This is a genomic window from Formosa sp. A9 (genome assembly GCF_051200825.1).
In the GTDB taxonomy this organism is placed as follows: domain Bacteria; phylum Bacteroidota; class Bacteroidia; order Flavobacteriales; family Flavobacteriaceae; genus Formosa.
On the sequence record NZ_CP195158.1, the window covers coordinates 2,755,677 to 2,770,000 of the forward strand.

A 14,324-nucleotide genomic window follows, 5' to 3' on the forward strand; every position below is an offset into this window, starting at 1 on the left:
GTTTACAAATTTATTGCAACAACAAATCGTCTAAAGCGTTTTGAAGATTATGAAATTTAAAATCGAAGCCTTTATTTTCTATTTTTTTAGATCCCACACGCTGGCTAGCAAATAGCAATTCGTGCATATCGCCTAGAACTACTTTCATAACACTTTTAGGCATATTGGGCAAAAGCAATGGCTTGCTTAACGTTTTTGCGACCATTCGAGTGAGTTCGGCATGTGTTACCGGATTAGGTGCAACGGCATTGTATATGCCTTCTAGCCTATATTTTAAAACGTGCATAAAAACGCGAACCACATCATCTACATGAATCCATGATTGCCATTGTTCTCCCGAACCAAAAACAGCCCCTAAACCAAAATCTATAGGCTTTTTTAATTCAGGCAATGCACCGCCTTCTTCTGCTAGAACCAAACCAATTCTAATTTTAGCCACAGGAATATTCAAACTAAAAAACGTATCGACTTCATCTTCCCATGCTTTAACCACTTTTCCTAAAAAAGAGCTGTCTATTGTCGTTTCGGACTCTTCGTAATACTTTATTAAGGAATCTGGGTAAATATTAATTCCGCTAGCCGATATAAAATGCGCTACTTTATGAGTGTTTAACGATTTTAAACTTTTATGTAGTAAGCGCGTGGTGACAACGCGACTATCTAAAATTGTTTTCTTATAAGATGTTGTCCACCGTTTAGATACTGTTGCGCCTGCTAAATGAATAATCACTTCCACATCATCAAAACATGATAAATCTATTTCTCCTGTTTCGGGATTCCAATAATATCCTTGATAAAGTGGCTCTGATTGTATTTTACTTTTACTGGTTGTTAAATATTTAACAGCAATATCCTTACGAATACATGCCTTCGCAATTTTGCTGCCTAGAAGCCCTGTTGCACCAGTAATTAATACGCTCATACAAAAAAGTTACTCGATACCCATGTGGTTAAGTTTACAGTGTGGATTACTGCAAAGCATAAATAGGGTTCAGTTTTAAATTTATTAGTACAAAAATATTAAATAGCGTTACGTATGCAGTGTCTATTAAGTTAGGTTTAACACATAACAACCAAAATTTAATACTTATTAACGTCTTGTTTATACAATCTTTAACTGAAAAGAATCTAATAACCCTTGCAAATTATCTTTACTAAACTTAGCGCCTTTTAGTTGATTGTCATTGGGGTTAATTGAAAAATTAAATGCCGAACTAAAATCTGCCTGCTGTAAATTAGCACTTATAAACTGGGCTTGTTGTAAATCGCATTCATCAAATACTGCTTTATTTAAATCGGTTTCATAAAATACAGCTTGTTGTAAATTACATTTAGTAAATACGGTTTCCTTCAATTTTAAAAAATCGAAACTTGCCATCTGTAAATTACACGAAGTGAATTTTAAACTCAGCAAAAATGTGCTTAACTCTTTAAACGCTACGCCCAACAACTTACAATCTGTAAATATGACTTCGTTAAAAGTTGCGTTTTTAATATTAGCATTACTTAAATTACAATCTATAAACTCGCATTCTGTAAATACTAAGGCCGATAAATTACTATTAGAAAAATCGCATTGGTTAAACGTGCAGTTATCGTATTCGGCTAAAGTCAGGCGGTGATTGGAAAAATTCTCGTTTATAAAAAGTCGATCTTCAATTAAATTATTCATATTAAAATTCAGGTTTTACAGCTCTTAACATTTCACGTTTTCCTGGCGGGCCTGGCAAGCGCTCTACCACAAAGCCAACGGCCTGCATGGCTCTTCTGGCTTTGCCTTGTGCACAGTAAGTTACCAATACACCTCCTGGAATTAATGCCTTAAACATACGACTAAAAATAGATTCCCCCCACAAATCTGGCTGAACTCTTGGTCCAAAAGCATCATAATAAATAAGATGATACTGCGCGTCTTCTTCGACAGCTTCAAACTTTTTATGCTGCTTGATTAAACTAAAGTTATCCGATATGTTGTTTTGTATTTCCCAATCCGATTGATGCAAACTATAAAATATATCCTTATAAACTCCTCCTTCAATTAAATTATAAAAATTGATATGTTGTAATTGATCTTCGGCAACAGGGTAGGCTTCAATCGCTGTATAATGTATTGAGTGCTGCAAGGCATTACTTTCCAAACAGGTTAAAAAAGCATTTAAGCCAGTACCAAAACCTATTTCCAAAACAGACAAAGCAGACTGTTTTGGTAACTGATCAATCACAAAATAAAGACCAGACGCTATAAAAACATGTTTTGCCTCATTAATAGCACCATGTCTAGAATGATACGTTTCATCCAGTTCCGACACATAAATAGTGGTCGATCCATCGGCGGTTTTAATATATGTTTTCTGCAAAATAAATGAAGATTTAAAAAAGATTGAAGCTAATTAATTCGCTATTTATGGTGTGTATTTGCGAATAAATATAACGGAATTTTAAATCATTTTTCGGATTTTTATAGTACTTTTAGCTATTATTTAACTAGCGTTTAATTCGTAAATTTTAATATTTTGACCACTACTATTGAAATTACAAAAGCAAATACCAGCAAGATACAAGATGTAGATTTTGAAAATTTGACTTTTGGTAAAGTGTTTACCGACCACATGTTTGAGTGTGAATTTAAAAACGGGTCTTGGCAAACACCAAAAATTGTGCCTTATGGCCCCTTAACTATCGATCCTTCTGCACGCGTATTTCATTACGGACAAGCCGTTTTTGAAGGCATGAAGGCCTATAAAGACGACCATAACGACGTTTGGTTATTTAGACCTGAAGAAAATTTAAGACGTATTAACAAATCTGCTAAACGTTTGGCCATTCCAGAATTTCCTGAAGATATTTTTATGGACAGCTTAAAAACGTTATTAGAAATCGATAAAGATTGGGTTAAACCAGGTTTTGGTAACTCGTTATATATCCGCCCATTTGTAATTGCTACAGATCCTGCCATTGCGGCGTCGCCTGCTTTAGAATATAAGTTTTTTATAATATGTTCGCCGGCGCAGTCGTATTATTCTGGAGATGTTCGTGTATTGGTTGCCGAAAAATTTAGTAGATCTGCAAACGGAGGCGTTGGTTATGCCAAAGCTGCTGGTAATTATGCGGCACAGTTTTACCCAACATCTTTAGCTAACGAAGAAGGTTTTCAGCAAATTATCTGGACCGATGCCGATACTCATGAGTTTTTAGAAGAAGCAGGAACTATGAATGTGTTTTTCAGAATTGATGACACACTTATAACCGCACCTACAAGCGATAGAATTCTTGATGGTATTACGCGTAAAAGCATTATACAAATTGCTGAAGATGCTGCCATGAAAGTTGAAGTTAGACCTATAACAGTTACAGAAATTAAAGCAGCAGCAAAAAACGGATCGCTTAAAGAAATTTTTGGTTCTGGAACAGCTGCAGTGGTAAGTCCTATTTCGGCTTTTGCACACAAAGATGAAGTCTTCGAAATTCCAAAACAAGACCCTTCATTTGCTTCAATTTTTAAGGAAAAACTTCTTAATATTCAGTATAACAAATCGGAAGATCCATACGGTTGGAGACAACCTATTATATAATATTGTATAATTAAAAACAAAGGCTGTTTTGAATGCTTTCTTAATATCGCCTAATTCAATCTGACTCTAAACCTTAGTGTTATATTAATTAATACACGAGACATTAAAATAAGTTTAGATAGAATAAAGCGAGAAACACATCTTCAAAACAGCCTTAGTTTTATTGCTCTAAAACCTGAGCTATATTGGGTTTAAAATAGTTTGGCCCTTTTAACACTTTACCATCTTCTCTGTAAATAGGTTCGCCGTTTTCGCCCAATTTACTCATATTGCTGCGTTGTATTTCATCGAACACGGCTTCAATTTTATGCTGCAGACCATGTTCTATAATAGTACCACATAAAATATAAAGCATATCGCCTAAGGCATCTGCAACTTCTACCAAATCGTTATTATTGGCCGCTTCTAAATACTCTTCGTTTTCTTCTTTCATCAAATTAAAACGCAGTGTGTTTTTACTAGTCCCTAAGCTAGCTTTTGGACTTTCGCTATGCCCTATTTTAAATGCTGTATGAAATGCTTTTACAGCTTCTATTTTATGTTTCATGTTATTAAAATATTATTTTTTTGTTTATTTTTACACAATTATTAATTTCACAATAAACGCCGAACTTTTTCAGTTTTTGTCGATAATTTAAAAATTAATTATACTATTTTTTATTAATTCTTAGTACGCCCTATGTTTACAACCGGTCAACTTGTTTTTGGTGTTATATTTTTTATTGCTTTTGTAATTGTGCTTTTGTTTACCTACAAAAAGGACTTAAGGATTCATAAAAAATATTACAACGGCAGTATTTGGGTACTTATAGGTTTTATTGCTTTTTTATTGTTTATTGTGAGTATAAAACTCATTTTTAAAAGTTAAAAGTAACCTTTTTACCGATATTTTATCTTCCATTCGGTGTATTAAATCCTCCTCAAATATTTTACATTATATAAATGAGATGGCTCTTAATGCAATCCGTTAAGTTTTATTGCAGTAAGACGAACTAATGCCTTACAATTTGTAGGAAAATTGATTACCTTTGATATTAACCAATTTTTCGCACATGAAATACGCCAAATATCTTTTATTACTTCTACTTATCGCTTTTATTGGATCTGCTATTTATGTTGCTGTGCAACCTAACGAGTTGAAGCTAACCAAAACTAAAACCATACAAGCCCCTCAAGAAGTAGTTTACAATTATGTTGAAGATTTAAAAACTTGGCAAGATTGGTCGCCTTGGCCTAAAACAGATCCCACAGACACACTAGGAAATTCCAATAGCTATACCTGGCTAGATAATAATAAATTAGGAACAATAACCAAGCTTAATAGCAGTAAGCCGTCAGGATTGCAACAAACTGTTTCGTTTCCCGATTACCCAAAAACAGAACTAGATTGGACGTTTGAACCAACAGGCAAAAGAACAACACAGGTAACATGGACTTTTACTAGTAAAAATATTCCCTTTAAACAAAAAGCCTTATACGCCTTATTTGGTAGTCCAGATGTTGAATTAGCTCCAAAATTTGAAAACAGTTTAACCAAACTCGGTACGGCTGTAGTACAAAGCATGAAAACCTTTAGTATTACAAAAGATGGTATTACCCACCACAGTGGCGGTTATTATTTATATAAAACTGCGTCGAGCAAGTTAGATCGTTTTCACGATAAAATAGAACAATTAATGCCAGAAGTAGATAACTACATAAAAAACAACCATATCGCTATGGCTGGTTCGCCTTACATATTTTATCATAAATGGGATACTGTAAACAACGCCGTTATTTTCTCGTATTGCATACCAACAAGCACACAAGTTATCTCTACTAAAGAAGATATACTAACTGGACTTTTAGAACCTTTTAGAACTGTAAAAACAACACTAAAAGGCGATTACGAATTTTTAGATCGCGCCTGGGAAGCAACCTTTAATGATATGAAATCCAATGGTCTCGTGCCGTTAGAAAATGGTCCAATGCTAGAAACTTATGTTACGAATCCCGATGTTGTATTAAATCCTGCAAACTGGATTACAGAATTGTACGTTGCCATAAAAGAAGAAGATTCTATACCTAATTTTAATTTACCTTAAAAAACAACAGCCCTCCCATGAAACAATTGTTACTTATATTTCTTGGGGGTGGACTAGGTAGCATACTTCGTTTTTTAATAAGTAAACATTTAAATAATGCTGCAACAGGCATACCTTATGGTACTTTTTTAGCCAATATTTTAGGCAGCTTATTTATTGGCATTATTTTAGGACTTGCCGCAAAACATCATTTTATATCGCAAAACCATACCTTATTACTCGCTACAGGTTTTTGTGGCGGACTGACTACATTTTCTACTTTTGCTTACGAAAACCATGTGTTTTTAAAGTCTGGAGATTTTCTCAATTTTGCCATCTACACACTAGCTAGTTTTATTCTAGGTTTTCTCGCCGTGTTTCTTGGTGTTTATTTAATAAAACACGTTTAATGCTTATTATAAGCCTTAACACCAGCTAAAATTTTAGTGTTTAAAGTATTGTCTCTCGGTACAATAGGGCACGAATAGGTATCGTTATAAGCACAATACGGGTTAAAAGCGGTGTTAAAATCTATAGTTATAGTTTGCGCCTTTGTCTTATTTGGCACTTTTAGCTCAATATAACGACCGCCAGCATAGGTAGATTCTCCATTGGTTAAATCGGAAAACGGTAAGAATAAGTAATCTGTATAGTTAGGGTCGTTCAGCAATGCCTTGCTTTCATATACATTTAACTGATATGTTTTATTATTTAATTTAAAATGAAGTACTCCAAAAATACGCTCTTGTCTAGACTCACCTGTTGTTGTAGGCATATTAAAAAACTCAGAATCGGGTGTATGCTTTAAAGTGGCCTGCACGATGTATGAAGAATCTACTTCAAAAAAATCTAAACCTTCAAAGTTTTGCCTATCCTTCTTCTTTAATGGAGATGTTGAAGCATCTTTAAATGTAGCATTTAATGATTTTTGAAATGGTGTTTCTCCCAACAACGGCCGTTTGTTTTGCTGACAAGAACTACACACTAAAAAACCAAAAACTATAAAGAATAAAAATTGTTTCATTTTATTTTTTATTCAAAAATACAACTTATCGAAATTTTATATAGCTTTGAACTAAGAATTGAAATCGAAAATTTAAGATGATGAATCTATGTACCATGTCCTATACAAAAACAAAACCATCTATTAGATGCTGGACAGTGTATATATAATTTTACCCCTATACAACAACAAAAACGTCCAACAAACCAGTTGGACGTTTTTTTTTAATAACCAACTCCATGAAAAAGCTATTCAATCAATACATAAATACTTTTAAAGGCCTCTCTACAGAGGTTTGGTGGTTAGCTCTTATAACACTAATTAATAGAGCTGGTACCATGGTTATCCCTTTCTTATCGCTATACCTAACAAAAAGTCTAGACTTTTCTTTAAGCGATGTCGGATGGATTATGAGCGCCTTTGGAGCAGGCTCTGTGGTGGGCTCTTGGCTTGGAGGAAAACTCACCGACCAAATTGGTTACTATAAAGTTATGGTTTTTAGTCTTGTTGCTTCTGGATTCTTGTTTATTGGTGTACAATTTTTAAACACTTTTGTAAGTATAATGCTTGGCGTATTTTTGCTTTTAATGGTTGCCGATATGTTTAGGCCAGCCATGTTTGTGGCCCTAAGTGCATATAGTAAGCCCGAAAACAAAGTGCGTTCTGTAACATTAATAAGATTGGCCATAAATCTTGGGTTTTCTGCAGGGCCCGCTTTAGGCGGATTAATTATTACAACTCTAAGTTATGGTGGTTTATTTTGGGTAGATGGCTTAACTTGTATGATAGCCGGCGTAATACTACTTAATGTTTTAAACCCTAAAACAGCAAGAGTAGCAGACAATATTAAAGTTGAAAATCCGCAATCTGCCTATAAAGACAAGGAATATCTTATTTTTTTATTGGCCATGTTGTTATTCAGTATCGCCTTTTTACAATACTTCTCTACTGTTCCTCTTTTTTATAAAGAAGTCCATCAGTTATCAGAATTCGAAATAGGTTTACTTATGGGGCTTAATGGTTTTACTATTTTTATTCTAGAAATGCCTGCAGTTAAAATTTTAGAAAAATCGTTATATACCAAACTCGGACTCATTATTTTCGGATCGGTATTAACAGCTTTAAGTTTTCTGGTTTTAAACCTTTCTACTTGGGTTGGTGTATTAATAATAGGTATGCTTTTAATGACAATAGGAGAAATGATTGCGTTTCCATTTTCTAATGCTTTTGCTTTAGATCGTGCCAAAAAGGGCAACCAAGGCGAATATATGGCACTTTACAGTATGTCTTTTGCAATAGCGCATATTATCGGACATAACTCGGGAATGCAAATAATTTCGGTTTTTGGTTACCAAATTACCTGGTATGTTGTTACACTTATAATGATAATTTGTATTGCGACATTACTTGTGCTAAAAAAAAGAATGTCTAAAACATAGTAAATAACCTAACGGGTAGATTTTCTTACAACTATATCTGTTGGGATAACTTCTGTTGAAAAAGCATCGGCCAATTCGCGTTCTTCTAGCTTATCTATTAATTTTTTTGCTGCGGTAGCTCCCATAATTTCTCCATGCTGACTTACGCAAGTTAATTTAGGACTAGAATGTCGCGCCAAAATTCCGTTAGAAAATGAAATTACGGCTAAATCTTTTGGAATTTTATAACCTGCTTTTTTGGCTGTTTTCATAGCTGAAATTGCTGAAGATTCATTAGTCGAAATTAATCCGTCAAATTCTTGTTCAAACAATGGTGCCATCATTTTAGTGTACGCTTTGTAATCGGGCTCTGTTGTGTTTACAACCAAAGCTTCATCGTAAGGTAAATTATTAATTTCTAAACCTTTTTTATAACCTTCAAAACGCAATTTCCCGACACTTAAATTATTTAATGGCGATACAAAAGCAATGCGTTTACACCCCTGCTTCACCAAATAACTTACTGCATCGGCAGCAGCATTTAAGTCGTCTATAATAATTTTATCGCAATTAATGGCTTCCGACACACGATCGAACATTACTATTGGAAAACCGTATTTCATAGTATTTTCGAAATGGTCGAATTTCTCGTTATTTTCAGTTTCTTCAGAAATTGCAAGTAAAAAACCATCTATACTACCAGTAGAAAGCATATCTATAATCTCTACCTCCTTGGCATAAGATTCGTTAGAAATACAACTTATAATTCGGTAACCAGATTTTGCCGCCTCCGTTTCAATACCTTTTAATACCTGTGCATAAAAGTAATTAAGCATATTAGGTATTATTACTCCTATACTTTTGGTACGTCTATTTTTTAAACTTAAAGCATTAAAGTTTGGTCTATAATTTTTTTCTTTAGCATAATTTTGAATTAACACTCTTGTTTCTTCACTAATTTCTGGAATATCGTGTAATGCTTTAGATACTGTAGAAACAGACACATTTAGGGCCTTGGCAATATCTTTTAATGTTGTTTTTTTCATGAAGTTTACAATTATGTTAGTTAGAAAGTAAAAATGCGTATGCTCGGTTTTTTGAAAGGTATAAAATTAATATAAAATATTGAAATTTAAAGTTAGTGCGGTGCTATCTAATATTAAATAAAACTTAAAAAAATTACTTTATAGAAGTCTCTTTTACCAACGGATTATTTTCTACAACATTAGACAATACTATTTGTGTTTTGGTCTCGCCATAGGTAATTAATTGATCTATAAACATGCCCAAATGTTTTTGATTTTTTAAAACCACCTCCATAACTATATTTTCATTTCCTGTAACGCGATAGCAATTAACTACTTCTTTAAACGTAGTAACTTTTTCTAAAAATGGTTTTAAACGCCCCATAAATACACGTAATGTAATTATGGTTTTTAATTGATGTCCCGTCTCGTAATACGACAATTTTGTTAAATATCCCTCTATAATTCCAGCATCTTCCATTTTACGAATACGTTCTGCAACCGCTGGAGAGCTAATACCAACAGTTTTAGCGATTTCGGTGTTAGATTGCCTTGAGTTTTTTTGTAAACACTCTAAAATTTTCCAATTTACAGCATCTATCTGCATCCTTAAAGTTTTAGGTTTATAAAATTTAAATTTTAAACAAAAATAGACTTTAAACTTTAATTTTTAAATACATCTTTAGGTATTAGTGCGTAATTTTGTAATAATTGCTAAAGAAAAATGACACATTCACAGAATACTAACATTAAAGATTTAATTATCTATCAAAAATCTTTAGATATATTTAAGTTATCTAGGCACATTGCTTCCTACGTAACTTACGATAAAGATATTTTAACCATGCATAGATCGTCTAGAAGAATAGATCGTTATGCCGATAGATTAGTAATTGATGCCCTAGGTCTGGTGCCTAAAATTGTGGAAACAGAGAATGAAACCAACCACAAGCAAAAATTAAAATACGCAAAATCTCTACGTTTTTTTATAGATCGCTTATACCATAACACCAGACATTTAGAGTCTAGTAAATCTAATGGTTCCGATTTTATAAGACTTTTACGTATTGAAATTAAAAAATTACGAATTATTCATAGACATTACGTGAACTCCTTAATTCATCCAAAAAAATAATTTTATGAACGATTCAAACTATAAACAGTCAACACAGTCTCATTAAAAAAATAAAAACTCCCCTATAAGTTTTTAAAGAATTTATAGGGGAGTTTATTTATTATACTTTTTAATTTTTAACGATGGTCTGGTTATAAATTCCACTTGTATTTTTAAGTTGAATAATGTACATCCCTTTAGAAAAAGGCACTAAATCTACAGTGCAAGCCTCTCCCGAAAAGTCTGTTTGATAAAGCATATGCCCTAAATAATCGTATAAATATAACTTGGTAGTATTAGTTGTTGATTGTTTTAAAGTAATGTGTAAATTATCGTTTGTTGGATTAGGATACATGGTAATCTGCCCGTCCTTTAAAATATCTTCGGAAATTGATAGCTTATCTTTATCGGCTACTTTTAAAATCCCCTTACTATACAATTCGCTATCGTCCCAAGCCAAATTATCTGCTAATTCTGGAGTGATTTTTGAAAAACTACCGGTTATGTCCATTGCTTGAAAAACCTCATATTCATCGCCTTCTTTAAAATCCGAACCGGTATTTACTATATGAAGTATTCCATTACACGCTAAAGTACCGCCTACAATTAATTTATCGTTTTCACTATTACCAATTTCAATATGCAATTCGACATCCTCCAAAAACGTTATTCCCTGATCGCCTGTTAACTGACCAATTTGTCCTTGACCTCCAGGGGCTAAAATAGCTTTCGATTCTAAAATTACATTACCGTTTACAATTCCTGTACCTGATAAAATGGCATCGGTCTTTACGGTAACATCGCCAGTTCCTGTAGCGCTTCCAGAATTATTTTCCACAATTAGTTCTCCAGACTCTATGGTAGTTCCTTCGGTATATGTACTTGCACTGGTTAAAGTCCAAGTTCCTGTTCCTGCCTTAATAATTCCTGTTTTAGAACCAGAGCCTTTAAAGGAATCATTATTAATGCTACCGTTAAAAACGGCGTTTGTGTTTTTAGTTCCAACCTTCCAAATTAAGGTTTTACCGCCATATCCAGAAGATAAAAATGTGTTTGCGCTACCTGTTAATTCCCCTATTGAAATAATCGCATTGGTATCTAAACGGAATACAATTGATAAGCCATCGGATAAGTTTATTGAAGTCTGTTCATAACCATTGGTATTCCCCAAAATAAACCAACCACCGTCGCCATCGGTAGTAACATTAACTTGACCAGTAAAGTTAGACCAATCACCATACATTTCGGAACGTATCCACGGACTATACAGGTTAAGCGTTCCTGCTCCCGAAACCGAACCTCTATATTCGCAACGACTATCTAATTTCAACTCGCCCTGCTTACCTTCTGGCACCATTACATTCCAATACGCCTTACTGTAGGAATTATTATCGTCTAGCATATTCAAAATACCGCCTTCTAAAACGAGTGTGCCATCTCCAAAACCATTAGCGATACTTTCTTCGGACCCCAGATATATGGTTCCTTCCTTTAAAATTACTTCTCCTGTTAAGGTGTTTTTGGCATGCAATGCTAATTGTCCGTTTCCATATTTTTCCAAAACACCAGCTCCTGAAACTTCGCCTTTAATCACGGCATTCGTGCCATCTGCGGTAGAAACCGAACCATTTTGCTCTAAAACACTAAAACCACGATTGGTTTCTATATTAGATAAAAATGCCAAAGTACCTCCATTAATTTGTAATTCTTCTGGAGCTCCAGAGCCACTACCTAAAGCACTAAGTTCGCCTGAATTAGACAAGGATTCCAATGCTAAGGTTCCATCCTCTATCACAGTTTCTCCTGTAAAACTATGTGCTCCCTTTAAAAATAATGTTCCAGAACCTTGTTTTTTCAAACCACCGGTTCCACTTATATCGCCTTCCCCTTGAATATAATAATCCGAGTCCGAATCTACTACCATAGCAGCAATAGGAAGCGTTCCCATGGTTTCAACCGTATTATTTTCAGTCGCAGAATCATCAAAAATTACAGTATCGGAAGGTGCAAATAAATCGGCATCATTTCCATTATACCAATTATAGGTTTCGGCTAAATCCCACACATTATTATTGGTTCCTCGCCAATAAACTGTTGTTGGATTTCTAACCCATTCTACTTCCATAGTAATGGCCTGCCCTGTTTTTTTCAATTCGTATTTAATGCCTGGAATACCGGTAATGTTAACAGCATCTAGATTTAAATTAAACGCCTTATTATATTCAATTAAAGTATATGTACCAGTATTTAATCCGTCTTGTAAAATATTGATATTAAAATTTACAGTTCCTTCAAATGCAACATCATTGTTAAACACAATTTTATCGTTTTGAGCAGATGGGTTTTCAGACAAATCAAAATTAAAATTAACAGCGTCTTTAATATTTGTTTGCTCATTAAATATTATTTCCCCTAAATCGTCAGGACCACCTGCAAATACATTAGCTCCGGTTCCTATTTGCACCGATGCACCTAAGGTAGCAGTACCACCAAACGTGGCATAATCTTTTACTTCTACTGCGCTATTTGGCAACGCACCATGTACAAAAAGACCACCTTGCCATACCGTTGTGGTTCCTGTATAGCTATTGGACGGATTATTTAAAGTAGTATTTCCACTACCCATTTTTATAAACGACATAGCTCCTGATAATTGTCCGTCGCCTTGTAGATTATAATCTGATGAACTATTGAAAGTAACACTAGTCGGTTCTAAATTTCCCGATAAATTGATAGGGTCGCTTGCATTTCCTGAATCTTCAAATAGAACTATATCATTTTGATGAAATACTGAAGCTTGTTGATTATACACCCAATTTGTACTGTTTTCGATATCCCAAACACTGCCGGTTTTCCATATTAATTTATTATTGTTAATAGGTGCTGGTGGTTGTGCATCCATACCTGTCCCCAAATAAAAGGAAGGCCATGGTGGTTGGTTATAGCCAACATTTTGCCAAGCAATTGCCATTCTATATTGCGGATCGTGCATAAGTGTATACAGTTTTCTAGTGGACATTGTTGGATTTAAAAATATGCGCAAAGCAGAATTATCGTTGGTACGTAACACGACTTCTTCTCTCCAGTCTCCAAATAAATCGGCCTGAAGATTTGGCGTCTTTTTAGTACTGTTATTAGAGCTGCAACCAACGGCATTAAAAACTTCGCCAACACCGTATTTAGCAATGCTTGTACCATCTAGCAATTCGCGTTGTAAATCATCGTCCCACCAGATAGCAAAATTTATTGAAGGTCTACTGGTTTGCACCTGTTCGCCTTTAACATTATAAACTCCTAATCCACTAGACGCCCAAGATTCTGCACCTAAATGGTCCGGATCGATATCGGCAATTAATCCTCTACCAACATCAGTATTCATTTTATATTGCCAGATAATATCTCCCGTTGCTGCACTTCTAAACGTAATACCATCCACCTTATTTTCATGCGGCATAAATACCTCTTGACCTGGTCTTGTCGGATCAAAATCGGACACGTGTAAAGCATCACCATGGCCTAGTCCTGTTGTGTAAAGTCCCGTACCATCATCATCTACAGTCATCGAACCATAAATTATTTCATCTTTTCCATCAGCATCAACATCTGCTATACTTAAACTGTGATTGCCTTGTCCTGCATAGCCTTTATTCGCTTCGTCGTTAGAATCAAAAATCCAACGCTGAGTTAGTTTACCATTTTGCCAATCCCATGCAGCAAGAACAGAACGGGTATAATAGCCTCTACACATTACTAAACTAGGGTGCTTGCCATCTAGATAGGCCACACCGGCTAAAAATCGATCCACACGATTACCATAATTATCGCCCCAGGAACTTACACTCCCTCTTGCCGGCAAATAATCTACAGTAGCCATTTCTGCACCTGTCTCTCCATTAAAAACAGTTAAAAATTCTGGCCCCTCCAAAATTCTACCGGCACTATTTCTATAATCCGCATTAGCATCACCTATTACTTTACCTTGACCATCTTTAGTGCCATCCGCAGTTTTACAAGCAATTTCCGATTTTCCATCGCCATCTAAATCGAACACTATAAATTGTGTATAATGAGCTCCCGCTCTAATGTTACGCCCTAAATCTATTCGCCATTTTAATTCCCCTTCTAGCGT

Annotated in this window: 13 protein-coding genes (1 of these 13 only partly in view); 5 read left to right on the top strand and 8 right to left on the bottom strand. The window is 34.6% G+C overall.

Annotation, left to right across the window (positions count from 1 at the left end; translation table 11 throughout):
• Positions 1-10: 10 nt before the first annotated feature.
• The 3 genes from ACR9EA_RS12130 to mnmD all read right to left on the bottom strand — a co-directional run bounded on the left by ACR9EA_RS12130 (position 11) and on the right by mnmD (position 2,357).
• Positions 11-922, bottom strand: coding sequence for a TIGR01777 family oxidoreductase (locus ACR9EA_RS12130; protein ID WP_435133380.1), 912 nt, complete (start codon positions 920-922; stop codon positions 11-13).
• A gap of 180 nt (positions 923-1,102) precedes the next feature.
• The gene (locus tag ACR9EA_RS12135) at positions 1,103-1,672 is read right to left on the bottom strand and encodes a pentapeptide repeat-containing protein (protein WP_435133383.1); all 570 of its coding nucleotides are present in this window, start codon (positions 1,670-1,672) and stop codon (positions 1,103-1,105) included.
• 1 nt (position 1,673) lies between these two features.
• Positions 1,674-2,357: a tRNA (5-methylaminomethyl-2-thiouridine)(34)-methyltransferase MnmD gene (gene mnmD / locus ACR9EA_RS12140; RefSeq protein WP_435133386.1), complete on the bottom strand. Its 684-nt coding sequence runs from the start codon at positions 2,355-2,357 to the stop codon at positions 1,674-1,676.
• Between the two features lie 156 nt (positions 2,358-2,513).
• On the opposite strand from mnmD, the gene ACR9EA_RS12145 reads away from it, so the two are divergent.
• Positions 2,514-3,572, top strand: a complete 1,059-nt coding sequence (locus ACR9EA_RS12145) for a branched-chain amino acid aminotransferase (RefSeq protein WP_435133390.1) — start codon at positions 2,514-2,516, stop codon at positions 3,570-3,572.
• A 160-nt stretch (positions 3,573-3,732) separates the two neighbouring features.
• Here the strand turns inward: ACR9EA_RS12145 and ACR9EA_RS12150 are convergent, their stop codons facing one another.
• Positions 3,733-4,119: a hypothetical protein gene (locus tag ACR9EA_RS12150; RefSeq protein WP_435133393.1), complete on the bottom strand. Its 387-nt coding sequence runs from the start codon at positions 4,117-4,119 to the stop codon at positions 3,733-3,735.
• A 505-nt stretch (positions 4,120-4,624) separates the two neighbouring features.
• Between ACR9EA_RS12150 and ACR9EA_RS12155 the strand changes: the two genes are divergently transcribed.
• Both ACR9EA_RS12155 and crcB read left to right on the top strand, forming a co-directional pair.
• A complete protein-coding gene (locus tag ACR9EA_RS12155; RefSeq protein WP_435133396.1) occupies positions 4,625-5,656 on the top strand; it encodes an SRPBCC family protein in 1,032 nt (343 codons plus the stop codon).
• Between the two features lie 17 nt (positions 5,657-5,673).
• Positions 5,674-6,045 (top strand): fluoride efflux transporter CrcB, encoded by a 372-nt coding sequence (gene crcB, locus ACR9EA_RS12160; protein WP_435133399.1) that lies wholly within the window; start codon positions 5,674-5,676, stop codon positions 6,043-6,045.
• Here the strand turns inward: crcB and ACR9EA_RS12165 are convergent.
• Positions 6,042-6,659: a DUF1684 domain-containing protein gene (locus ACR9EA_RS12165; protein ID WP_435133402.1), complete on the bottom strand. Its 618-nt coding sequence runs from the start codon at positions 6,657-6,659 to the stop codon at positions 6,042-6,044. The two genes, crcB and ACR9EA_RS12165, sit on opposite strands and share 4 nt — an antisense overlap.
• Positions 6,660-6,877: 218 nt before the next feature.
• On the opposite strand from ACR9EA_RS12165, the gene ACR9EA_RS12170 reads away from it, so the two are divergent.
• The gene (locus ACR9EA_RS12170) at positions 6,878-8,077 is read left to right on the top strand and encodes an MDR family MFS transporter (RefSeq protein WP_435133405.1); all 1,200 of its coding nucleotides are present in this window, start codon (positions 6,878-6,880) and stop codon (positions 8,075-8,077) included.
• Positions 8,078-8,085: 8 nt separating this feature from the next.
• Here ACR9EA_RS12170 and ACR9EA_RS12175 read toward each other — a convergent pair whose 3' ends face one another.
• Together ACR9EA_RS12175 and ACR9EA_RS12180 are read right to left on the bottom strand one after the other, a co-directional pair.
• The gene (locus ACR9EA_RS12175; protein WP_435133408.1) at positions 8,086-9,102 is read right to left on the bottom strand and encodes a LacI family DNA-binding transcriptional regulator; all 1,017 of its coding nucleotides are present in this window, start codon (positions 9,100-9,102) and stop codon (positions 8,086-8,088) included.
• A 133-nt stretch (positions 9,103-9,235) separates the two neighbouring features.
• Positions 9,236-9,688 carry an Lrp/AsnC family transcriptional regulator gene (locus tag ACR9EA_RS12180; protein ID WP_435133411.1) on the bottom strand — a complete coding sequence of 151 codons (453 nt, stop codon included), beginning with the start codon at positions 9,686-9,688 and terminating at the stop codon, positions 9,236-9,238.
• Between the two features lie 117 nt (positions 9,689-9,805).
• Between ACR9EA_RS12180 and ACR9EA_RS12185 the strand changes: the two genes are divergently transcribed.
• Positions 9,806-10,216 (top strand): hypothetical protein, encoded by a 411-nt coding sequence (locus ACR9EA_RS12185; RefSeq protein ID WP_435133414.1) that lies wholly within the window; start codon positions 9,806-9,808, stop codon positions 10,214-10,216.
• Between the two features lie 109 nt (positions 10,217-10,325).
• Here ACR9EA_RS12185 and ACR9EA_RS12190 read toward each other — a convergent pair whose 3' ends face one another.
• Positions 10,326-14,324: the 3' portion of an autotransporter-associated beta strand repeat-containing protein gene (locus ACR9EA_RS12190; protein ID WP_435133417.1), read on the bottom strand. The gene runs 531 nt beyond the window's last position; 3,999 of the gene's 4,530 nt are visible here — the last part of the coding sequence; its start codon lies off the right edge, out of view; its stop codon occupies positions 10,326-10,328.